Source organism: Luteimonas sp. FCS-9 (assembly GCF_001014645.1).
In the GTDB taxonomy this organism is placed as follows: domain Bacteria; phylum Pseudomonadota; class Gammaproteobacteria; order Xanthomonadales; family Xanthomonadaceae; genus Luteimonas.
Genome location: NZ_LASZ01000020.1, coordinates 38,967 through 60,038 on the forward strand (window position 1 = coordinate 38,967; position 21,072 = coordinate 60,038).

At 61.7% G+C, this 21,072-nt stretch carries 16 protein-coding genes and 3 pseudogenes; 15 read left to right on the forward strand and 4 right to left on the reverse strand.

Annotated features, from left to right (window positions below; all coding sequences use genetic code 11):
* The first annotated feature begins 7 nt into the window (after positions 1 to 7).
* The 10 genes from WQ56_RS14810 to WQ56_RS14855 all read left to right on the forward strand — a co-directional run bounded on the left by WQ56_RS14810 (position 8) and on the right by WQ56_RS14855 (position 12,324).
* Positions 8 to 853, forward strand: a complete 846-nt coding sequence (locus tag WQ56_RS14810) for an ABC transporter permease (RefSeq protein ID WP_047137913.1) — start codon at positions 8 to 10, stop codon at positions 851 to 853.
* A complete protein-coding gene (locus tag WQ56_RS14815; RefSeq protein WP_047137914.1) occupies positions 843 to 2,246 on the forward strand; it encodes an ABC transporter ATP-binding protein in 1,404 nt (467 codons plus the stop codon). Before WQ56_RS14810 ends, WQ56_RS14815 begins: the two co-directional genes overlap by 11 nt.
* On the forward strand, positions 2,243 to 4,858 hold the full coding sequence (locus WQ56_RS14820; RefSeq protein ID WP_082132441.1) for a methyltransferase domain-containing protein: 2,616 nt from the start codon (positions 2,243 to 2,245) through the stop codon (positions 4,856 to 4,858). Before WQ56_RS14815 ends, WQ56_RS14820 begins: the two co-directional genes overlap by 4 nt.
* Positions 4,836 to 6,062: a glycosyltransferase family 4 protein gene (locus WQ56_RS18215; protein ID WP_082132442.1), complete on the forward strand. Its 1,227-nt coding sequence runs from the start codon at positions 4,836 to 4,838 to the stop codon at positions 6,060 to 6,062. The genes WQ56_RS14820 and WQ56_RS18215 overlap by 23 nt, the downstream gene beginning before the upstream one ends.
* The gene (locus WQ56_RS14830) at positions 6,062 to 7,003 is read left to right on the forward strand and encodes a UDP-glucuronic acid decarboxylase family protein (RefSeq protein WP_047137915.1); all 942 of its coding nucleotides are present in this window, start codon (positions 6,062 to 6,064) and stop codon (positions 7,001 to 7,003) included. The genes WQ56_RS18215 and WQ56_RS14830 overlap by 1 nt, the downstream gene beginning before the upstream one ends.
* A 2-nt stretch (positions 7,004 to 7,005) precedes the next feature.
* The gene (locus tag WQ56_RS14835) at positions 7,006 to 7,953 is read left to right on the forward strand and encodes a glycosyltransferase (RefSeq protein ID WP_231583431.1); all 948 of its coding nucleotides are present in this window, start codon (positions 7,006 to 7,008) and stop codon (positions 7,951 to 7,953) included.
* Positions 7,937 to 8,335, forward strand: a complete 399-nt coding sequence (locus WQ56_RS14840; RefSeq protein WP_047137917.1) for a GtrA family protein — start codon at positions 7,937 to 7,939, stop codon at positions 8,333 to 8,335. Before WQ56_RS14835 ends, WQ56_RS14840 begins: the two co-directional genes overlap by 17 nt.
* Entirely contained in the window at positions 8,332 to 8,931 is a 600-nt protein-coding gene (locus WQ56_RS14845) for a hypothetical protein (RefSeq protein WP_047137918.1), read from the forward strand. The genes WQ56_RS14840 and WQ56_RS14845 overlap by 4 nt, the downstream gene beginning before the upstream one ends.
* 109 nt (positions 8,932 to 9,040) lie before the next feature.
* Positions 9,041 to 10,957, forward strand: coding sequence for a hypothetical protein (locus WQ56_RS14850; RefSeq protein WP_156170565.1), 1,917 nt, complete (start codon positions 9,041 to 9,043; stop codon positions 10,955 to 10,957).
* Between the two features lie 5 nt (positions 10,958 to 10,962).
* Positions 10,963 to 12,324: a hypothetical protein gene (locus tag WQ56_RS14855; RefSeq protein WP_156170566.1), complete on the forward strand. Its 1,362-nt coding sequence runs from the start codon at positions 10,963 to 10,965 to the stop codon at positions 12,322 to 12,324.
* A gap of 596 nt (positions 12,325 to 12,920) precedes the next feature.
* Here WQ56_RS14855 and WQ56_RS18765 read toward each other — a convergent pair.
* Positions 12,921 to 13,130 (reverse strand): annotated as a pseudogene (locus WQ56_RS18765) (transposase); the annotation flags it as partial.
* Positions 13,131 to 13,195: 65 nt separating this feature from the next.
* Here WQ56_RS18765 and WQ56_RS18770 point away from each other — a divergent pair.
* Positions 13,196 to 14,326 (forward strand): annotated as a pseudogene (locus tag WQ56_RS18770) (IS3 family transposase).
* A gap of 25 nt (positions 14,327 to 14,351) precedes the next feature.
* On the opposite strand, the pseudogene WQ56_RS18775 reads toward WQ56_RS18770, so the two are convergent.
* The 3 genes and pseudogenes from WQ56_RS18775 to WQ56_RS14885 form a co-directional block, all read right to left on the reverse strand.
* A pseudogene (locus WQ56_RS18775) lies at positions 14,352 to 15,238 on the reverse strand (IS3 family transposase); the annotation flags it as partial.
* A gap of 344 nt (positions 15,239 to 15,582) precedes the next feature.
* Positions 15,583 to 16,524, reverse strand: a complete 942-nt coding sequence (locus WQ56_RS14880; protein WP_047137922.1) for an electron transfer flavoprotein subunit alpha/FixB family protein — start codon at positions 16,522 to 16,524, stop codon at positions 15,583 to 15,585.
* Positions 16,525 to 16,627: 103 nt separating this feature from the next.
* Positions 16,628 to 17,374 carry an electron transfer flavoprotein subunit beta/FixA family protein gene (locus WQ56_RS14885; RefSeq protein ID WP_047137923.1) on the reverse strand — a complete coding sequence of 249 codons (747 nt, stop codon included), beginning with the start codon at positions 17,372 to 17,374 and terminating at the stop codon, positions 16,628 to 16,630.
* 216 nt (positions 17,375 to 17,590) lie between these two features.
* Here WQ56_RS14885 and rfbB point away from each other — a divergent pair, with 216 nt between their 5' ends.
* The 4 genes from rfbB to rfbD form a co-directional block, all read left to right on the forward strand.
* Positions 17,591 to 18,646: a dTDP-glucose 4,6-dehydratase gene (rfbB, locus tag WQ56_RS14890; RefSeq protein ID WP_047137924.1), complete on the forward strand. Its 1,056-nt coding sequence runs from the start codon at positions 17,591 to 17,593 to the stop codon at positions 18,644 to 18,646.
* Positions 18,647 to 18,729: 83 nt separating this feature from the next.
* Positions 18,730 to 19,617 (forward strand): glucose-1-phosphate thymidylyltransferase RfbA, encoded by an 888-nt coding sequence (gene rfbA / locus WQ56_RS14895; protein ID WP_047137925.1) that lies wholly within the window; start codon positions 18,730 to 18,732, stop codon positions 19,615 to 19,617.
* A complete protein-coding gene (rfbC, locus tag WQ56_RS14900) occupies positions 19,614 to 20,171 on the forward strand; it encodes a dTDP-4-dehydrorhamnose 3,5-epimerase (RefSeq protein ID WP_047137926.1) in 558 nt (185 codons plus the stop codon). The genes rfbA and rfbC overlap by 4 nt, the downstream gene beginning before the upstream one ends.
* The coding region (gene rfbD / locus WQ56_RS14905; RefSeq protein WP_047137927.1) for a dTDP-4-dehydrorhamnose reductase at positions 20,168 to 21,072 on the forward strand (905 nt) is incomplete at its 3' end. The genes rfbC and rfbD, both read left to right, overlap by 4 nt.

Below are 21,072 nucleotides of genomic sequence, written 5' to 3' on the forward strand. Positions count from 1 at the left end.
AGTGAGCATGAGCACAATCACGAATACCGATGCCGGCAAGCATTCTGCGACTCCTGGATCGATGTTTCGGTCCATCTGGGAGAACAGGGGGGTCATCTGGCTCCTCGCTAAGCGCGATATCCAGAGCCGCTACAAGGGCTCCTATATCGGGCTCGTCTGGGCGCTGATCAATCCGCTGTTGATGTTGCTGATCTACACGTTCGTATTCTCGGTGATTTTTCGTGCCCGCTGGGCTGCAGATGCTGGCGAAAGCAGGACGCAGTTCGCCTTCGTGATGTTTGTCGGGGTAATCGTGCACGGTATGTTCGCCGAAGTGGTGAACCGCGCGCCCGGCATTGTCCTCGAGAACACTAACTACGTGACGAAAGTGGTGTTTCCCCTGCAGATACTGCCCGTCATCAGTCTAGGGAATGCAATCTTTCAGGGGCTTGCGGGCACTGTGGTGTTGCTGCTTGGAATGATTCTGTCCGGGGGGGGCTTACACTGGCACGCCTTGATGCTGCCATTGGTGTTTGCACCGCTGCTGATCATGATGGTCGGGATCGGATGGATGCTGGCAGCGCTTGGTGTCTTTATCCGGGATCTCAAGCAGACGACGATGTTCGTGACCACGGCGCTGTTATTCCTGTCGCCGGTTTTCTACCCTCAGAGCGCGTGGCCGCAGCAGTACCAATGGCTGTTCCTGTTCAATCCGTTGACGTTCATCATGGAGCAGTCGCGCCAGGTGCTGATCTGGGGGGCGTGGCCGGACCTCTTGGGGCTCCTTCTCTACTCCTTGGCAGCGCTGGGCATCGCTTGGCTTGGCTACTTTTCTTTCCAGCGGTTGCGCACGGGGTTCGCAGATGTCCTCTGACGAACAGGTCGACGGGGCTGCCCTTGGCGAGGTCGTGATTGCTGCGGAAGGGTTGGGCAAGTACTACGAAATATACGGTTCGCCCTCCGACAGGCTGAAACAGTTCCTGCTTCCTCCATTGGATCGCGCCTTGGGCGGAGTTCCGAAGCGGTACTTCCGTGAGTTCTGGGCGCTCAAGAACCTGTCGTTCGAAGTTCGAAAAGGACAGACGATCGGTATCATCGGCCGAAACGGATCGGGCAAGTCGACGTTGCTGCAGCTGGTCTGCGGCACGTTGATGCCGTCGACGGGCAGTGTACAGACTAGGGGCCGCATCGCCGCGCTTCTCGAATTGGGGTCGGGGTTCAATCCCGAATTCACCGGCAGGGAAAATGTCTTGCTGAGCGGCGCGCTATTCGGGCTTGACCGGGCGACGATGAGCGAGCGTTACGCTGCCATTGTTGAGTTTTCAGGCATAGGTGATTTCATCGAGCAGCCGGTCAAGACGTACTCGAGCGGCATGGTGGTCAGGCTGGCCTTCTCCGTGATCGCACACGTCGACGCTGATATCCTGGTGATTGACGAGGCGCTTTCCGTCGGGGATGCGTACTTTACCCAGAAATGTATGCGCTTCCTGCGCGAATTCATGCGGCAAGGCACCTTGCTCTTTTGTAGTCACGACATGGGGGCGATCTTAAATCTTTGTGACTACGCGCTCTGGCTCGACAAGGGCGTGCTGAGGATGAGTGGGCCGCCCAAGGCCGTTTCCCAGGGGTATCTGGCATCGCTCTTCGAATCTGACGGAAAGACCGAGGAGTCGGAGCTCCCGCAGTCAGCTCGTGTTGATAGCCGCGATGCCGCGGCCTGCGTCGTGCCGGGCGAAGACATCGACGTGCGCCAAGCAATGATCGATGCTTCTTCGCTGCGTAATGATATCGAGGTTTTCAGGTTCGACGAATCGAAGGCCGGATTCGGAACCGGCTACGCGAAGGTCGACGGAGTCAGACTCCTTGATCCGGATGGCCGGCAGGTAGGCTGGGCCGTCGGTGGCCAGCATGTCACCCTCGAGATCTCCGCCTCGATCTTTCGCGACATTCCCAAGCCGATCCTGGGGTTTGTAGTGAAGGACAAGCTCGGCCAGATCATATTTTCCGATAACACCTACCTGTCCTATCAGGATGCGCCGGTTGCGGCGCATGCGGGGCGTCGGCTGGTCGCGCGCTTTGCTTTCAGGTTTCCGGTGCTGCCACCGGGGGAGTACAGCATCTCGCCGGCGATCGCGGAGGGTACCCAGGCCGATCATGTCCAGCATCATTGGGTGCACGATGCGATGATCCTGCAGGTTCACAGCAGCGTGGTCTGTCTGGGTCTGGTTGGTGTTCCGATGAAGCAGATCGTCATGGAGGCGGAATGACGCAGGCATCTAACGACCAAGCCAGCGAGGCTATGGAATTCACCGGCGAGAGATTCGTCCCCGGAGTATCCGGTGAGATCGAAATGGAGCATTATCACCGTTACCGGCTTGCGCTGGCACTCGTCGCTGGGCGTGAGGTGCTGGATATAGCTTGTGGCGAGGGCTATGGTGCTCATCTTCTCTCTGAGCGAGCCGCCAGCGTCGTTGGAGTAGATGTCTCGCCCCAGGCTGTAGAGCACGCACGGCTCGCTTACTGTCGAGAAAATCTTCGTTTCGAAGTTGGAGACTGTGCGGCGATCCCGTTGCCGGATGCGAGCGTGGACGTAGTCGTCAGTTTCGAGACGATCGAGCATCACGACCAGCACGATGCGATGATCGAAGAGGTTTCACGTGTGCTCCGGCCTGGTGGATTGCTCGTGATCTCCAGTCCCGACAGGTACGAGTACTCTGAACGGCCAGGCTATCGCAACCCCTTTCATGTCAAGGAACTCGATCGGAACGAGTTGATCGAGCTTCTCCACTCCAAGTTCGCAAAGGTTGAGCTCTACGGGCAACGAACTGTTATGGGGTCCTTGGTCGGACCTGCGGCCCGTAACTTGACTGGGCAGGAAGGTGCCTCGCATTTCTGGGTGCCTCAAGGTGGAGGTGGCGCGGGCGACGTCAGCGAGGCGGCTCTCCCCAGAGAGCCCGTCTACTTCATTGCGTTGGCCTCGAACGTAGATCTGCCAACACTGCCGGTCTCCGTATTCGAGGTCTCAGGCTACATCGAGAGCAGGATCGAATCCATTGCGACGGACTACCAGAGCGAGATCGTCCGGATCGGTAGAGAGCGTGATGCGATGTTGCGCGACAAGGACGATGCCTGGGCAAAAAGGGTCGAGCAGGTCGCGGCGGATTATCGCCAGGAGATCGAGAGAATAGGCAGAGAGCGGGACTCGATGCTCCAGGACAAAGACGCAAGATGGAGCGCGCGCCTGGAGCATGCCAAACATTCGGAGGAGGTGGCGCTGGAGGAGCGGGACCGTGATTGGCTGCTTCGGCTCGAGGGAGTTCTCGGTCGCGGCGCAGATAAGGCGGCCTGGAGTGTCGTAAGTGTAAGCGATCAATCCTGGAAACATGGCGGCGCGCCCGCACTTGCCACGTCAGGCACAGGTCTTGAGATGGCGTCTCCAAGGTCCGCCGGCGACTTCGATGGATTGGCTCGGCGCAGGGACACAATGCTGAAGCGATGCGAGACCCTCGTTGCCAGCTTGCCTTTGGTCAGCCTGATCGTGGTCAACTACAACGGCCTGCGCTATCTCCCCGGACTGATGGCCAGCCTGTCGCGGCTCGACTACCCCCGTTACGAAATCGTTCTCGTCGACAACGCGTCTTCCGATGAGTCGCTGAATTATCTCGCGCAATGCTGTCCCGGTGTCAGGGTGATTCGTGCCGGCTCAAACCTCGGGTTCGCGGGCGGAAATAATCTCGGCATGCGCAGCGCGCGTGGCGAGCTGATCGGCTTGATCAACAACGACACCGAGGTTGAGCCGGGCTGGCTGACCGCACTGGTCTCCGCATTGATGCGGGATGAAAGAGTGTGGGCGGTCGGCTCGAAGATCGTGTTCTTCCGGCGATACGTCGAAGTTCTCGTCAGGAGTCCCGCCTTCTGCCCGCAAGAGCTCGGCCTTTCCCGGGATACCCGCCGCCTCGGTCTGCTTGTGAGCGAAGCCAGCGAGTTCCCCGAAGCCGGATATCGTAAGCCCGTCTTCGCCGATGGCTTCTGGCCAGGGGAGTCGATAGGTGGCGCTAAGGTGCGTTGGACCAACGGCCAAGGCAGGTTCCTGCTCCCGATCCCAACTTCGGTAGAGCAGGGTGCAACGCTATGCCTGGAGCTTTCGGCGACAGACGCGGCGGCGGGGGTGGAGTTCACGGTGGAAGTAGGCGGTCGCGTCGTTGGCGAGGGAGTGGCGGGTAACGCCCTCGAGAGCCACGAGTTCGCGATCGGAGGCGAGATTCTCGCGTCCTCCGCTTTCGATGTCATTAACAATGCGGGCACGCGGCTTGACGAGTCGGGTAATGCGGGTGATCGCGGCATCTACGAGCCCGATGCGGGCCAGTATGCGCACGAAGAAGACGTTGACGCCTTGTGCGGCGCCTCGATGCTCATGCGCAGATCGGTTCTGGAGCGAGTCGGTTTGTTCGATTCGTCCTTCTTCATGTACTACGAGGACACCGATCTGTGTTGGCGTATCCGGCGGGCTGGAGGGATCATGCGCTATGTCCCAAGTAGCGTGGTGAGGCATATCCATACTGGATCGAGCGTGGAATGGTCCCCGACCTTCTTGTTCTACGTGTCGAGAAACCACATACTCCTGCGTTTCAAACACGCGCCGCTTCGGGTCGCCTTTCGCTCGTATTTCGTCGAACTGGCGCGCTTCGGTCTTGCGGTTCGGGGTTTGATTTCTCCCGGAAGGGGGCGTCACTTAGCCCGCCAAGAGTTGAATTTGCGGTTGCGGCTGCAGGTCAGCTTGCTCAAGCAGATCCCGAGGGCCTTGTTCTACCGCTGGACAGCAAGGCCTAGGCCAGAAGACACGATGGGGCATATTGATGAAGATCGGGATCTACAATAGATACTGGGGGACGATGGGAGGAGGTGAGAAGCACGTCGGCACTATTGCTGAAGTGCTCAGTCGCGAGCACGACGTGGACCTGATCAGGGTCTCTCCTCTCGATGTCGATGCCTTTCGCTCGCGCATGGGATTGGGGCTGGAACGTGTGAACTGGGTCGACTGGCCGGGAGATTCGTGTGCGGAGCTGGCGCCGAGGTCTGCCTGCTACGATCTCTTCATCAATTCAACGTATTGTTCGTCGATGATCTCGCAGGCCAAACGATCGGTCTACCTAGTCTTTTTTCCCCACCACCTCGGCGAATTATCTCTGCCGGCCCGCGCGCTTGGCAGGATTTCGCGGAACCTGAGATCTGCCAGGCAGGACATGCTGGCGGGATGGCTGGATCGTACGAGGCGGTTGTTTCGTCTCATTCCCCCGGGAAAAGCGAGACAGTTCCTCGATAGCTACGATCTCCTGCTCGCGAATTCAGAGTTCACCGGGGGGTGGATCAGGGAGCGCTGGGGCCGGCGTGCAGACGTGTTGCCTCCCCCGATCGATGTTGGGCGCTATCGTTCAAGCGATCTGGAAGAAAAGAGAAAGGTTGTGCTCAGTGTCGGTCGATTCTTTGCGGGCGACCATAACAAGAAGCATCTTGAGATGATCTCGGCCTTCCGTCGGATCTGCGATCGCGGTCTACTGCCTGAGGGATGGGAATACCACTTGGCGGGGAGCGTGCATTCCGAGCGTGGAGATCACCTGCGCTATTTCGAGAAGGTCAACGAGCTGGCGCAGGGCTATCCAATTAGGATTCTCGGAAACCTCGGCAGCGCTGAGCTTCTTGGTGAGTACGCCGCGGCCAGTATCTTCTGGCATGGCTCGGGGTGGGGCGAGGATGAATTTGCCGAACCCGAGAAGATGGAGCACTTCGGCATGACGACTTGTGAGGCGATGGCGGCGGGTGTAGTGCCGATCGTGATGCCTCTCGGCGGGCAGCGGGAGACCGTGGAGAACGGCGTCAACGGATTCTACTTCCGAACAGAGGAGGAGCTGGTGGGGCGCACGGTTGCGCTGATGAAGATGCACAAGGGGGCGGAGATGGATCGGCTGCGTGGGAGGGCGGTAGAGAGCGTTCAGAAGTATGCACCCGAAATATTCGGCAGGGAGATTATGAGGAAGATCGAACCGATCTTTCAGTCGATACGCGTGTCGGAAGGGGGGGCGTGATGGATCGTGTATTGGTGACAGGCGGCGCTGGATTCCTGGGGTCCCATCTTTGCGATCGACTGGTCGATGCGGGCCACGATGTGTTATGCGTGGATAATCTGTATACCGGCACGAGAAGCAATATCTCGGGGCTGCTTGGTCATCAGCATTTCGAATTCATGCGGCATGACGTTACCTTTCCGCTATATGTCGAGATCGATCGCATCTTCAATCTTGCTTGTCCCGCAAGTCCGGTTCACTACCAGCACGATCCTGTCCAGACGACGAAGACGAGCGTGATCGGTGCGATCAACATGCTCGGGCTGGCGAAGCGTACCAAGGCGCGCATTCTCCAGGCCAGCACGAGCGAGGTCTATGGGGATCCGGAGGTTCATCCGCAGGAGGAGAGCTACTGGGGGCGAGTGAATCCTATCGGTATTCGGAGCTGCTATGACGAGGGTAAGCGCTGTGCGGAGACTTTGTTCTTCGATTACTTGCGCCAGCACAGGCTGGAGATCAAGGTCATGCGTATCTTCAATACCTATGGGCCTCGAATGCATCCCAATGATGGACGCGTGGTCAGTAATTTCATCGTCCAAGCGTTGAAGGGCGAGGACATCACGATCTACGGGAATGGCGAGCAGACGCGGAGCTTCTGTTACGTGGATGACCTGATCGAAGGGATGATGCGCCTGATGGACACGCCCGCTGACTTCACCGGTCCAATTAACATCGGCAATCCTGGCGAATACACCATGCTGGAACTCGCCGAAGCGGTACTCCGTCAGGTCGGTGGGAGGTCGAGACTGGCGTTCAAGCCGCTGCCTTCGGACGATCCGAAACAGCGACAGCCGGATATCAGCTTGGCGAAGGAGAGGTTAGAAGGTTGGCAGCCCAAGGTGGGCTTGGAAGACGGCCTGAAGGAAACAATTGCCTACTTCCGCAGACGACTGCAGGAATGAGTATGGGTAGCTATCCGCTTGTGGTCGTGATGCCTGTGTACGAGGACATCGAAGCATCGACCAAATTGTTCCAGGAACTGGCAAGGCATCAAGGGGGCGGCGTCTACGTCGTGGCCGTTGACGATGGTTCCGTACGCCAGCCTCTGGACGCCGCCGCCATCGCTGACGCCGGATTGAAGGGAGTGGTGCTGAAACTGCGCCGTAACGTCGGTCACCAGCGAGCTATCGCCATCGGGCTTGGGTACGTTGCAGACAACTTCGGCGACCAGCAACGTGTGGTCGTGATGGACTCGGATGGTGAAGATACTCCTCAGAGCATCGGGGAACTTCTCGAAGGGCTCGACTCGCCGGACGTGGACGTGGTGGCAGCGACGCGGAAAAGCAGAGTGGAGACGTTGCGTTTTAAGCTGTTCTATATCGTCTACAGACATCTGTTCTCGACGTTGACTGGCCGCAAGATCGGATTCGGAAACTTCATGGCTTTGAAGATGCCGGCGGTACGTCGCCTAGCGGTGATGCAGGAAGTGTGGACGCACGTTGCGGCCAGCGTGCTCAATTCCAAACTGCGCGTCGTCAACCGGGCGCTGGACCGAGGGCCACGCTACGCGGGCCAGAGCAAGATGAACTTTGTCGGCTTGGCCCTCCATGGATTCCGGGCGCTGATGGTGTTCGCCGAGGATGTGCTCGTACGGGTCGGGATCGCCTGTACTCTCGTGGCTGGACTCTCGGTATTCGGCGGCATGTTGGCTCTGCTCCTGAAGGCTGTCGGATTCGCTACGCCTGGCTGGTTCTCGTTGGTGACGGGCATTCTGCTGCTGGTGTTTCTGCAGACTGCGGCATTGACGCTGATCGTCCTCATGCTTTCCGGCATGATCCGCAATGGAGGTGTGCTCGATGCAGGAGCTTACAAGAACTTCATTGACGAGGTCGTTTATGTCCGTGCCGCGTAACGTCGGTCTGCGTGATCAGATCGTGCGTTACTTCATCAACGGGGTGATTGCGACGGCGATTCACTTCTGCGCCCTGACCTTCAACATAGAAGTGCTTGCCATGCAATCGGCCGGCATCGCCAACGGCTTGGCGGCTGTGTTTGGTATCGCTGCGTCGTTTCTGGGGAGTCGTTATTTCGTCTTTCGAGGCAGCAGCCGAGGCGTCGTGAGGCAGGGCGCGTTGTTTGTGTCGATCTATGCTGGAATTGCATTGTTGCACTCGCTTGTGCTGTATGTCTGGACCGATCGCCTGGTCTTGGATTACCGAGTTGGGTTTCTGGTGGCCACCTCTATGCAAATCGTTATTAGCTTCGTCGCGAACAAATTCGTGGTTTTCAAATGAGCAAGATAGGAAAAGCATTGTTGCTGACCGGTGTCTATATCCTGGTGCTGCTGCTGGTTTATTACCTGCACATGCGCTATTTTCGGGTCGACGTGGTCTTCTACGCTAGTGTTCTGGACGCGTTCATCGCTGCTGCTGCGGTTGCCGGCGGATGTTTCGCGCTGCGCGTATTTAGGTCCTGGAGTCGGCTTGAGATCTTGCAATTGCTGGCCATTTGGATGCTTGGTGGGTACATCTTCGCTATTTCTCTTCCTACGGTGATCGACCGGTCGCTTTCCTTTTACATCCTAGAGAAGATCCAACAGCGGGGCGGCGGAATACGGGAGGATGCCTTCAAGCAGGTGTTCACCGAGGAGTACGTGAGTGAACACCGTTTGGTGGATGTGCGCCTAACCGAGCAGCTTCAGTCGGGCACGATCGAGATCGTCGATGGCTGTGTCAGGCTGACTGCGCGAGGTGACCGGCTGGCCCGATTCAGTCGCTTCTATCGCCGCAATCTGCTGCCCACTCACCGGCTACTGATGGGAGAGTATGTGGACGATCTCACGGATCCATTCCGTAACAGCGAACAGGTCATGGGATATGAGTGTAGGTGAGAGCGAGGGCATGCGCGGGGGTACTGCTGCGCGGGTTCTCTGGCCGGCTGCTTTTCTGGTGTCGGGCCTCCTGTTCCATCAGCTGAGGGCGAATGGGTACTTTTCATCGGTGCCCGGTGACCTGATCGATGCTCGCTTCAACTCGGTGATCCTCGAGCACGTCTTTCAGTGGATGCGGGGCGATGGCGTCGCGCTTTGGAGCCCAGGGTTCTTCTATCCCTACCAAAACACCCTGGCGTTGAGTGACAATCATTTCGGTACGGCCGGCATCTATGCCCTGTTCCGGTTGTCCGGGCTCGAGCGCGAGGCGGCGTTGACAGCGTGGCTCATGATGGGAAGTGCCCTCAACTTCCTTGCTGCCCATTACGCCCTTAGGAAGCTGGGGCTTCGGCCGCTCGGTGCGGCCGCTGGCGCATTCGTCTTCGCGTTTTCGTTGCCCGTAATGGCGCAGCAGACGCACGCTCAGTTTGCGTATCGCGCGTTTGTGCCGCTGGCGTTCCTGTCGTGCTGGCAATGGCTGCAAAGCGGCCGTCTGACTTCTCTGGCCTTGTGCGCGATCTGGCTGGGGGCGCAGTTCTACTGCGCGATCTATACCGGTGTTTTCACCCTCTATGTGATGGTTGCGGCGGTTGTGGGGTGGTGGCTGCTGGGACAGGTTGGGGCGACTTTGAAGAAGTCCAGGGAATGGTGGCTTTCGGCTTCTTCATTGAGCAGGTGGGGCTCGCTCTTCGCGGTCTTTGTAGCTGCGATGGCGGTCGGTGCCCTGCTGCTGAAGTATCACGCAGTCTCTAGCGGCTACGGGTTCGAGCGTCCCCGGGGTGAGATCCTGGAAATGCTGCCTCGAGTGTCGAGTTGGCTGATTTCGGACTTCTCGGGCTTTTCGAACTGGGTCGGGGGGTGGATTTCGGGTGTCCCGATGCGACATGAGCACCAGCTCTTCGCGGGTATTGCCGTTCTGCTCTTTGCGCTGATCGGAGGCTTGGTGGCGCTACGAAGCATCGAGCATGCGTTGATTGGCAAACTGGCGGTGCTGATAATCCTAATTCTTGGTGTGACGACGATCAGCTTTCATGGAGTGTCGCTGTACAGGCTGGCTCTCCATCTTCCGGGGATCTCATCAGTGCGGGCTGTGACGAGGGTCGTGCTCGTACTCGTGCTGCCGATCGGGATTTTGGTTGGAATTGGCGTCGATCGTTGGGTCCTTCTTTTCTCGAAAAGGGGAACCGGCCGGAAGGCGGTCGCGATGGCGTCCGCATACGCTTTTCTCCTGTTTGAACTGCTGGGCTTCCACCACATAAGCACACCAGTGGAACATTGGCACCAGCGCCAGCGCGACTTTGCGCGCCGCATGCCGATCTCCGATGGGCGCAGCGTCATATATGCGGACAGGTCGGCCGATGCTCCGCATCTGGACGACCTTGATGCCATGATTTATGCCCAGGATCATGCGCTGCCTGCGGTGAATGGCTACTCTGGATACGTGCCGCCGGGCGCGGGGGTAACGGGGCAATGTGAATCGCCGGAGACCTTTCTTGCAGCCTACTCTAGATATTCCCACGTGGCTTCAGAGGACGTGGAGGAGCTGCGGGAGCGACTGGTCGTGGTACCCAAGCCTGTATGTGCGAACGGGCGAGTGATGCGTTTCTCAGGCAGAATTCCGAATGCGCAGGTTGCGGCTATTAGACTTCAGGTTGTTGGCGTGAAGGTCGATGGAAAAAGAGTTCTTGCGGACGTTCGTATCGTGAACGACTCGGATCGGGACTTCAGCACGCTCGAGGTCGATGGCCGGAATGTGCGACTGTCGTGGCGTTTGTTGGAGGGGGGGCGAGACGAACACTCCGTTGGCTGGGTCGCAAGGAAGGACCTATCCCTCGTGTTGGCTCCGGGCGAAGAGACTGAAATTAGGGTCGAATTTGATGCGAAGTCTGGCGAATACCGACTAGAGTTCAGTTTGGTCCAGGAGATGATGCTGTGGTTTCACGACCATGGCATGCGAGTGCCGTCGGTCGATGTTCGCGTCGAGTGATCAAGGTGTCACGGATCATTCCAGCTGATATCGGTGATAGGCGCGGTTGGGACGGTGCTCTCTCGTTCGTGTTGACGGCTTCGGTGTACTATTACTTTGTCTTCCAGTGGTTTGTGGGGGATTACACCGATGGCGACCAACTGGTGATCGCCGAGATGGCGGCTTACCTCGCAGAGGGGCGTGTCCAGGAGCCGTCCTTTTGGGGGCAAGGATATTTGTTGCCGCTAGAGGCGTGGTTCGCGGCGATCCCCGTCAGATTGGGGATGCCGGCCTTATTCTCGGTGCAGCTGACGGCGGCCTTCTTCGTATTTGCACCGTACGCGCTGTTCGCATGGCTGGTGAGAGGTCGCGCCGTATGGTGGGTGTCGGCAGCCTTCCTGCTATCTGCGGGCAGTGTGATATTGCAGGTTTCGCTGATGCCCAGGGGATTCACTGCATCCGTAGGTCTCTCTGCAATCGGGACGCTGCTGCTGCTCGCCCGTCAGGAGTTGTGGGTGCGAGTTGTGTCGGGAGCCGCAATCGGCTTGGCCGTCGCCTCAAGTCCCATGGCTATCTTCCCTGCGCTGGTATTGCTGTCCGGGCTGGCCGACAGGCGGGTATTGGTATCCCTCGTGCCGGCAGGCATCGCTTGCTGCTTGGTCGCGGCACTGCTCAAATGGACGATGCATGCCCATTACGCGATGCCAGGAGCAGTGGTGCACCAAGCACCTGTGTATAGTTTCTCCTATCGTACCTTTCTCGAGAATGTAGCCAACGATGCGGTGATCGCGCCCGCGCTGCGTGCGCTGTTGTGCTTGCAGTTCTTGACGGTCATGGGGCTGATCGCGCGTGGCGTGATGCGGGAACGTAGGCGTCTTTATTGCTTGGTGCCGCTCTTTGTATTCGCTGTCTTCATGCTGCTGCTCTTCTCAAGCGGCAAGCTGCGCGATGCCTTGCCAAATGTATTCTTTTCCGGTGTACGTTTCTGGACTTCGATCCCGTTGTTCTTCCTTTGCTATTGCTTCCTATTGGTGAAGGACGCGCAATTGGATGTGGATAGCATCCTGCGCGAACGCGGTCTGCTGGTTTTTGCTGCAATCGTGGGATTGCTGGCGTTCGACATAGCCACGATCAGGCCCGTCATAAAACCATCCCTCAGCAGCCACTCGATGGTGGCGTATGGGCGGATCGACAACATCCGTGATCGCTGCAGGGCAATCGCAAAAGCAGGTCCGGTTGACGTCTATCGTATTGTTGGCCGGAATGATCTCCTCGCTTACGGCTGTTATCCACTCGAGGGGATCAAGGTCTTTCAGACGGAGTACGATCGACGAACGTGGTTTTTGCGGGAGGTCGAGGGTGCCGTCATCCATGATGTATCGCCTTGACGCCGACCTCCGGGCCTTCGCCCGTCCCGTCGGCTCGGGGGCTCTCTGCTCGACAGTTCAAGCATTGACGTTCCGTGCCATAGCGATTCACCGAAAAGCGGTAAATGTGAGGTCTCGATAGGCTGTTCACCCGGCGGACATCTCTGGGAAGTAGGGGGTTACGAAGCCAAACGGCCCCAGGAGCCCCAGATGAACCGCATAATGCTTGTCTTATGCCTCTCGGTCGAGCCCTTTTGACCGATCCGCATCATGGCGCAGGGGCTGCACGTCGAGGAGGCTGCTCATGCGGCCGACACCGGTTACAAGTGGCTCAAACGCTTCACGGGAGAAGGCGTGGCCGGCTTGGCCGATCGCTTCTCCTGTCATCATCGCTACCCACATGGCACCCCCACAGGGCGGGTCGAGCCGGTGCTAGAACGTCGACGGAGTCGTCACACCGACCGCATATCGCCATGGCGCCCTTCCCGCTAAGCACGGTGGACCGTTGGCTGCGCAGGGCGGGCCGTCTCGAGCCCGCGCCGCCGCCGAACCGGTACGAGTGCGCGAAGCCCCGACATCCCCCCGCTTTCAGTAGCGGGACTGTTTGGAGTCCGGCTTTATCGTAGCGGTTTCACAGCCAGCTGTTGCGCATAGGCGGCAGGCGTTAGCCCGCCAAGCGATCTCTTCGGTCGTTCTTCGTTGTATTCCCTGCGGCAGCGTTCGATCTCGGTTCGCGCGTGCAGCAGTGTCGGAAACCAGTGCTCGTTGAGGCACTCGTCGCGCAGGCGCCCGTTGAACGATTCGACGTAAGCGTTCTGGTTCGGTTTGACCTGCCCCCACTGAGCCGTACCACTAAAAGCTAGGTAGAGTCCGTCACCCAGAGAGGACGGACATGCGCAAGAGTCGCTTCACGACGGAACAGATCATCGGCTTCATCAAGCAGGCCGAGGCCGGCATGGCGGTATCGGAGTTGGGCCGGCAGCACGGCTTCAGCCCGGCCAGCTTCTACGCCTGGCGCGCCAAGTACGGCGGCATGGAGGCTGAGGATGCCAGGCGGCTGAAGGAGCTCGAGTCCGAGAACGCCCGGCTCAAGCGATTGTTGGCCGAGGCGCACCTGGACATTGAGGCGCTCAAGGTGGGCTTCGGGGTAAAACGCTAGCCCCGCAACGCAAGCGCGAGGCGGTCCGTCGCATACTCGAAGCCACCACAGTGAGCGAACGACGGGCCTGCCGCCTTGCGGGGCTGTCCCGCGATGCTTTCCGTCATCCGCCCGAACAGGCGCCTGCAACGCAGGTTCTGTCGGCGCGGATCATCGAACTGGCGCAGGTACGCCGCAGGTTTGGCTATCGCCGCCTGCACGACCTGCTGCGTCCGGAGTACCCGGCTGTGAACCACAAGAAGGTCTATCGCCTCTATCGCGAGGCGAATTTGGCAGTGCGTCGCCGCAAGAAGGTCCGCAGGCCACCGAGCGAACGCCAAGCACTGTCGGCTGCAGCCGCGCCAATGCGGTGTGGAGCATGGACTTCGTCAGTGACGCGCTGGCCAACGGTCGTCGCCTGAAGAGCCTGACGGTCGCCGACGACTTCACCCACGAGTGCGTGGACATCACAGTCGACCACGGCATCAGCGGCACCTACGTCATCCGCGTGCTCGATCAGGCCGCAAAATTCCGCGGCTACCCGAAGGCCGTGCGCACCGACAACGGCCCGGAGTTCACCAGTCGCGCTTTCATCGCATGGGCGCAGCAACATGGCATCGAGCACCTGCTGATCGAGCCCGGCCGGCCCATGCAGAACGGCTACATCGAAAGCTTCAACGGCAACTTCCGGGACGAGTGCCTGAACGAGCACTGGTTCACGTCACTTGCCAGGCCCGCGCCGTCATCACCGAGTGGCGTCGGGATTACAACGAGGTAAGACCGCACAGCAGCTGTGGGCGCATTCCGCCCGCCCAGTTCGCTGCCAACCACCGTGCCCAACCCCATCCACCCAAAGTACCCTTCAACCCCGGGCTCTCCCAGTAACTGGTGGTACGGCTACTGGGGGCAGGTCAGGTTTACCCGGCTGGATCAGGCGCAACGCACGCCACGCTCGTGCGCCCAGGCCATCATGGCCTTACCGCAGAATTCCTTGCCGTTGTCGGTCCGGATCACCTTCGGCAGACCACGGCTGAGTGACAGGCGGTCAGTACGCGGCTGACGCCGTGGCCCGAGATCGCACGCTCGACTTCGATTGCCACGGCCTCGTGACTTGCGTCATCCACGATTACCAGGCACTTGATGACACGACCGTCGGCCGTGCGATCGAAGATGAAATCCATCGACCACACATCGTTGGCCGCAGCCGGACGGATCAGCGGTTGCCGCTCAACCACCGGCACCTTCTTGCGCTTGCGGCGTCGCACCTGCAGCTTTGCCTGCTGATACAGCCGCTCCACGCGCTTGTAGTTCACGACGTGGCCGCTTTGCCGCAGCTTGAGATAGATCATGCCCACGCCGTAGCGCTTGTGCCGATGCGCCAAGGCCTGGATCTGCAACCGCAGTTCGACATTGCGATCCGGGCGGGGTACGTAGCGCAGCGCGCTCGCACTCATGCCGACCACGCGCAGAGCGCGCCGCTCGCTGAGTCCCTTGCCTTCCATATAGCGCACCTGCTCGCGTCGGGCCGGTGCGCTCACCATTTTTTTCGCAGCACGTCCTTGATCACTTCGTTCTCAAGGACCTGCTCGGCCAGCAGCTTCTTCAAGCGCGCGTTCTCGGTCTCCAGTTCCTTCAGCCGTTTGGCCTCCGACACGTTCATGCCGCCGAACTTGCTGCGCCACAGGTAGTACGACGCCTCGCTGAAGCCGTGTGACGGCATAACTCTTTGACCGGCAGCTCGGCCTCGGCCTCACGCAGGAAGCCGATGATCTGTTCTTCGCTGAAACGCTTCTTCACGTCCAATCCCCTGCTCGTTAGGGATTGGACTCCAAAGCAGCCTGCTACTCAATTTCGGGGGGACGTCGGCCCGGCCAAAATTGCTTCCTCTGGACATCAAGAAGCTGGCACGCTTTCGTCGGCCGAGTCACCAGCGAAGGCCGAACGCCTACTCCAGACCAGCCTGCGTGAATGGGCTATGCACGTTCCTAGGTCGAATCACACCAGCGGGCCAGCGCCCTTCATAACTGGCAGCATCATCACTGGCATCAACCTCGTGCCAGCTTGGGCTACAAGCCGCTCATCTGCGGAATCCTGATCCCAAGGAACAACGTGCTGGGTTTACACAGCTAGGCGGGAGCCAGTCACAGTGCTGCTTCCAACTCGGGCAGCACCTTGAACAAATCCCCCGCCAATCCGATGTCGGCGATCTCGAAGATCGGCGAGTCGGCGTCCTTGTTGATGGCAACGATGGTGCCGGCGTCCTTGATCCCGGTCAGATGCTGGATCGCGCCGCTGATGCCGATCGCGACGTAGAGTTCGGGCGCGATGATCTTGCCGGTCTGGCCGACCTGCAGTTCGTTGGGCACATAGCCGGCATCGACGGCGGCGCGGGAGGCGCCGACGGCGGCGCCGAGCTTGTCGGCGAAGTCGAAGATGACCTTGAAATTCTCTTCCGAGCCGACGCCGCGGCCGCCGGCCACGACGCGCTTGGCGCTCTGCAGGTCGGGACGGTCGGTGCTGCCGGCGGCCAGGGTCACGAAGCGCGTGTGGGTAGGCAGGTCGGCATCGACGGTGGTCGACTCGATCGCCGCGCTGCCGCCGCGTGCGGCTTCCTGCCACGACGCAGTGCGCACGGTGGCGACCACGGGCTGGTCCGCAGGCGCCTCGACGGTGACGATCGCGTTGCCGGCGTAGATCGGGCGCTTGAACGTGTGGCTGCCCTCGACCGTCATCAGATCGGAGATCTGGTTGACGCCGAGCAGGGCAGCGACCACCGGCATCAGGTCCTTGCCGAACGTGGTCGACGGCGCGAAGACGTGGCTGTAGCCGGCGGCGAGCTTGGCGATCTGCGGGCCGAGCACCTGGGCCAGCGGTTGTGCATTGGCCGGGTTGGCGACCGTGAGCACCTTGGCGACGCCGGCGATGGTCGCCGCGTCGGTCGCGGCACTGGCCGGGTCGGCAGCGAGCACGACGACGTCGATGGCGTCCGGCGAGAGCGCCTGGGCCGCGGCGACGGTCTTGGCGGTCGCGCTGGCATTGAGCTTGCCGTCGAGGTGTTCGGCGATGACGAGGACGTTGGTCATGGAGGTTCTCCTGGAAATCGTCGCGTCCGTGCCGGCGCCGCGTCGATGCATTCCGGCGTTCGGGCCGGAAGCCACTGGGCTCCCGCTGCGCGGGAGCGACGGATCAGAGCAGGCCCTTGGCCTTCAATGCGGCGACGAGCTCGGCCGCGTCCTTGACCATGACGCCCTTGCTGCGCCTGGGCGGCGCCTCGTAGTGCGAGGTCCTGAGCGTGTCGGCCGCGTCGACGCCGAGGTCGGCGAACGGGATCGACTCGAGCGGCTTGGCCTTGGCCTTCATGATGTCGGGCAGCTTGATGAAGCGCGGCTCGTTGAGGCGCAGGTCGGTCGTGACCACGGCGGGCAGGTCCACTTCCAGCGTCTCCAGCCCCGCGTCGACTTCGCGGGTCACGGTGGCCTTGCCATCGGCGACCTCGAGCTTGCTGGCGAACGTCGCCTGCGGGCGTCCCCACAGCGTGGCCAGCATCTGGCCGGTCTGGTTGGCGTCGTCGTCGATCGCCTGCTTACCGAGGATGACGAGGTCGGGCTGTTCCTTCTCGACCAGCTTGAGCAGCGTGCGGGCGGCGGTCAGGGGCTGGATCGGCTGGTCGCAGACGACGTGCAGCGCCCGGTTGGCGCCCATCGCCAGGCCGTTGCGCAGGTGCGCCTGGGCGTCGGTTGGCGCGATCGTGGCGACCACGACCTCTGTCGCGATGCCCTTGTCGCGCAGCCGGAGGGCTTCCTCGAGCGCGATCTCGTCGAACGGGTTGGCCGACAGCTTGACGCCGTCGGTGACGACGCCGGAGCCGTCGGGCTTGACCTGGATGCGGACGTTGTAGTCCACCACGCGCTTGTAGGCCACGAGGATCTTCATCGGGCGGGCATTCCTTGTGTCTGGCGGGTCACCCGGCCGCGGCGGCAGGCGCGGGGCGAATTCCCCGATTCTAGCGGGGCGGGCCGCGGGGAGCGAGCGGCGCCGGGTGTAGGTGAACGCAGACCGTCGACGCAGGTCCATAGGGCTCGGGACCGGTATTCTGTCGTCCCGCCTAACGGGCGGTCTCGACGCATTCATGCAAAGGAGCGTGTTTCCGTGCCCACTTGGCTCGTCACCGGCGGCGCCGGCTTCATCGGCGGCAATTTCGTGCTCGAGGCGGTCCGCCTGGGCGTGCGCGTGGTCAACCTGGATGCGTTGACCTACGCAGGCAACCTGCAGACCCTGGCCTCGCTCGAGGGCAACCCCGACCATGTCTTCGTGCATGGCGACATCGGCGACCGGGCGCTGGTCGCCCGGCTGCTGGCCGAGCACCGGCCCGAGGCGGTTCTCAACTTCGCCGCCGAGAGCCACGTCGACCGGTCGATCGACGGCCCGGCCGCGTTCATCGACACCAACGTGGTCGGGACGCTTGGCCTGCTCGAGGCGGTGCGCGATCACTGGAAAAGCCTGGATGGCGACGCAAGGGCCGCGTTCCGCTTCCTGCACGTCTCCACCGACGAGGTCTACGGCACGCTCGGCGAGACCGGCAAGTTCACCGAAACCACGCCCTATGCCCCCAATTCGCCGTACTCGGCCTCCAAGGCCGCGTCCGACCACCTGGTGCGCGCGTTCCACCACACCTACGGGTTGCCGGTGTTGACCACGAACTGCTCCAACAACTACGGCCCGTACCATTTTCCCGAGAAGCTCATCCCGCTGGTGATCGCCAAGGCGCTGGCTGGCGAGACGCTGCCGGTCTACGGCGACGGCCAGCAGGTGCGCGACTGGCTGTTCGTAACCGATCACTGCGAGGCGATTCGCACGGTGCTCGAGAAGGGCCGGGTCGGCGAGACCTACAACGTCGGCGGCGATTCGGAACGCCGCAACCTCGAGGTCGTCGAGACCATCTGCGGGTTGCTCGACGCGCGCCGTCCCCGGGTGGATGGCCAGCCGCGCAGCAGCCAGATCACGTTCGTCGCCGACCGGCCGGGCCACGATCGCCGCTATGCGATCGATGCCTCGAAGCTGCAGGGCGAACTGGGCTGGAGACCGCGCCACACGTTCGAGAGCGGCATCGCCGAGACCGTCGACTGGTACCTGGACAACCAGGACTGGGTGCGCGGCATCCTTGATGGCAGCTACCGGCTCGAGCGGATCGGCACCGCGGCCTGAAGTGCCCCACCCCGGCCCTCCCCCGCGTGCGGGCGAGGGAGATCAGTGATCCCCGCGCGCGGGGAGGAGACAAGAGAATTCCAATGACGCAACGCAAGGGCATCATCCTGGCCGGCGGTTCGGGGACTCGGCTGTATCCGATCACCAAGGGCGTCAGCAAGCAGTTGCTGCCGGTCTACGACAAGCCGATGATCTACTACCCGCTCAGCGTGCTGATGCTGGCGGGCATCCGCGAGGTGCTGATCATCAACACGCCGCACGAGCAGGCGCTATTCCAAGCGCTGCTCGGCGACGGATCGCAGTGGGGCATGGACATCCGCTACGCGGTCCAGCCCAGTCCCGACGGCCTCGCGCAGGCCTACCTGATCGGGCGTGAGTTCGTCGGTGGCAAGCCGAGCTGCCTGGTACTCGGCGACAACATCTTCCACGGCCACGGTTTGACCGACACGCTCAGGCGTGCGGACGCCCGCGGCGATGGCGCGACCGTCTTCGGCTACTGGGTCAACGATCCCGAGCGCTACGGCGTGGCGGAGTTCGATGCCGAGGGTAGGGTCGTCGACATCGCCGAGAAGCCCGAGTCGCCGCGTTCCAACTACGCGGTCACCGGTCTGTACTTCTACGACGGTCGCGCCAGCGACTACGCCGCCGAGCTCCAGCCATCGCCGCGCGGCGAACTCGAGATCACCGACCTCAACCGCCGGTACCTCGACGACGGCGCGCTGTACCTCGAGCAGCTCGGCCGCGGCTACGCCTGGCTCGACACCGGCACCCACCAGTCCTTGCACGAGGCCTCCAACTTCATCCAGACCATCCAGGACCGTCAGGGCCTGCAGGTGTGCTGCCCGGAGGAGATCGCGTTCGGTCAGGGTTGGATCGACGCCGAGCAGTTGCTGGCGCTGGCCAAGCCGCTGTCGAAGAACGGCTACGGCCAGTACCTGCAGACCCTGGTGACCCGAGGAGTGGTGCGTTGAAGATCATCGAAACGACACTGCCTGGCGCGGTGGTGCTCGAGCCAGCCGTGTTCGGCGACGCCCGCGGCTTCTTCTTCGAGACCTGGAACGCCGAGCGCTTCGGCCAGCACGGCCTGCCGACGACGTTCGTGCAGAGCAACGTGTCGTCGTCCGCGAAGGGCGTGCTGCGCGGTCTCCACTACCAGTGGCCCAGGCCGCAGGGCAAGCTGGTCAGCGTGCTCCAGGGCGAGGTGTTCGACGTGGCAGTCGACATCCGCCGCGGCTCGCCGACATTCGGGCAATGGGAAGGCGTGCTGCTGAGCGCGGAGAACAAGCGCCAGTTCTGGATTCCGGAGGGATTCGCCCACGGGTTCGCGGTCCTGTCGGAGACCGCGTTGTTCAGCTACCTGTGCACCGACGTCTACGTCAAGGAGGCCGATGCCGGCGTGCGCTGGGATGATCCGCGGATCGGCATCGAATGGCCGATCGACGCGCCGCAGCTGTCGGACAAGGATGCGCACGCGCCGCTGCTGTCCGACATCGCCCAGGATCGGCTGCCGGACCTGCGCGCATGACCACGCTGGTCTTCGGCGCCAACGGCCAGGTCGGCCACGAACTGCTGCGCGCGCTCGCGCCGCTGGGCGTGGTGCAGGGAACAACGCGCGCCGGCACGCTCGCCGACGGCGGGCGGTGCCTGCAGGCGGATTTCGCCGACGCCGATGCCGTCGTGGCGCTGCTCGATGCCGTCAAGCCTGTCAGGGTGGTCAATGCCGCGGCGTACACCGCCGTCGACAAGGCCGAGAGCGAGCCGGAAGCCGCGTTGGTCGCCAACGCGACGACGCCGGGTGCGATCGCGCGCTGGTGCGCCGCGCACGACGTCCCGCTGGTGCACTACTCGACGGACTACGTGTTCGACGGCCAGGGCACGCGCCCGTACCGGCCGGACGACGCGACCGCGCCACTGGGCGTCTACGGCACGAGCAAGCTGGCGGGCGAGGACGCGATCCGCGCTGCCGGCGGCCGGCACCTGATCCTCCGCACGGCCTGGGTCTATGCGGCGCACGGCCACAACTTCCTGCGCACGATGCTGCGCGTGGGCGCCGAGCACGACGTGCTGCGCGTGGTCGGCGACCAGGTCGGCACGCCGACACCGGCGGCGCTGATCGCCGACGTCACCGCTCGTATGCTCCAAGGCGACTATCCACGATCCGGCACCTGGCACCTGACCGCCGAGGGTCAGACCAGCTGGCACGGCTTCGCCGAGGCGATCTTCGCCGGCGCACACGCACGCGGCCTGATCGACCGCGTGCCGACGGTCGAGGCCATCACGACCGCCGACTACCCGACGCCGGCGAAGCGGCCGGGCTATTCCCGGCTCGACACCTCGACGCTGGTGTCCGACTTCGGCGTCGCGTTGCCGGACTGGCGCGATGCGCTCGGCGACGTGCTCGATACGTTGGCGGAGACGAGGGCTCC

Coding starts and splice junctions, on each gene's coding strand:
- WQ56_RS14810 (WP_047137913.1), top strand. CDS start 8: ATGAGCACAATCACGAATACCGATGCCGGCAAGCATTCTGCGACTCCT.
- WQ56_RS14815 (WP_047137914.1), top strand. CDS start 843: ATGTCCTCTGACGAACAGGTCGACGGGGCTGCCCTTGGCGAGGTCGTG.
- WQ56_RS14820 (WP_082132441.1), top strand. CDS start 2,243: ATGACGCAGGCATCTAACGACCAAGCCAGCGAGGCTATGGAATTCACC.
- WQ56_RS18215 (WP_082132442.1), top strand. CDS start 4,836: ATGAAGATCGGGATCTACAATAGATACTGGGGGACGATGGGAGGAGGT.
- WQ56_RS14830 (WP_047137915.1), top strand. CDS start 6,062: ATGGATCGTGTATTGGTGACAGGCGGCGCTGGATTCCTGGGGTCCCAT.
- WQ56_RS14835 (WP_231583431.1), top strand. CDS start 7,006: ATGGGTAGCTATCCGCTTGTGGTCGTGATGCCTGTGTACGAGGACATC.
- WQ56_RS14840 (WP_047137917.1), top strand. CDS start 7,937: ATGTCCGTGCCGCGTAACGTCGGTCTGCGTGATCAGATCGTGCGTTAC.
- WQ56_RS14845 (WP_047137918.1), top strand. CDS start 8,332: ATGAGCAAGATAGGAAAAGCATTGTTGCTGACCGGTGTCTATATCCTG.
- WQ56_RS14880 (WP_047137922.1), bottom strand. CDS start 16,524: ATGACCAACGTCCTCGTCATCGCCGAACACCTCGACGGCAAGCTCAAT.
- WQ56_RS14885 (WP_047137923.1), bottom strand. CDS start 17,374: ATGAAGATCCTCGTGGCCTACAAGCGCGTGGTGGACTACAACGTCCGC.
- rfbA (WP_047137925.1), top strand. CDS start 18,730: ATGACGCAACGCAAGGGCATCATCCTGGCCGGCGGTTCGGGGACTCGG.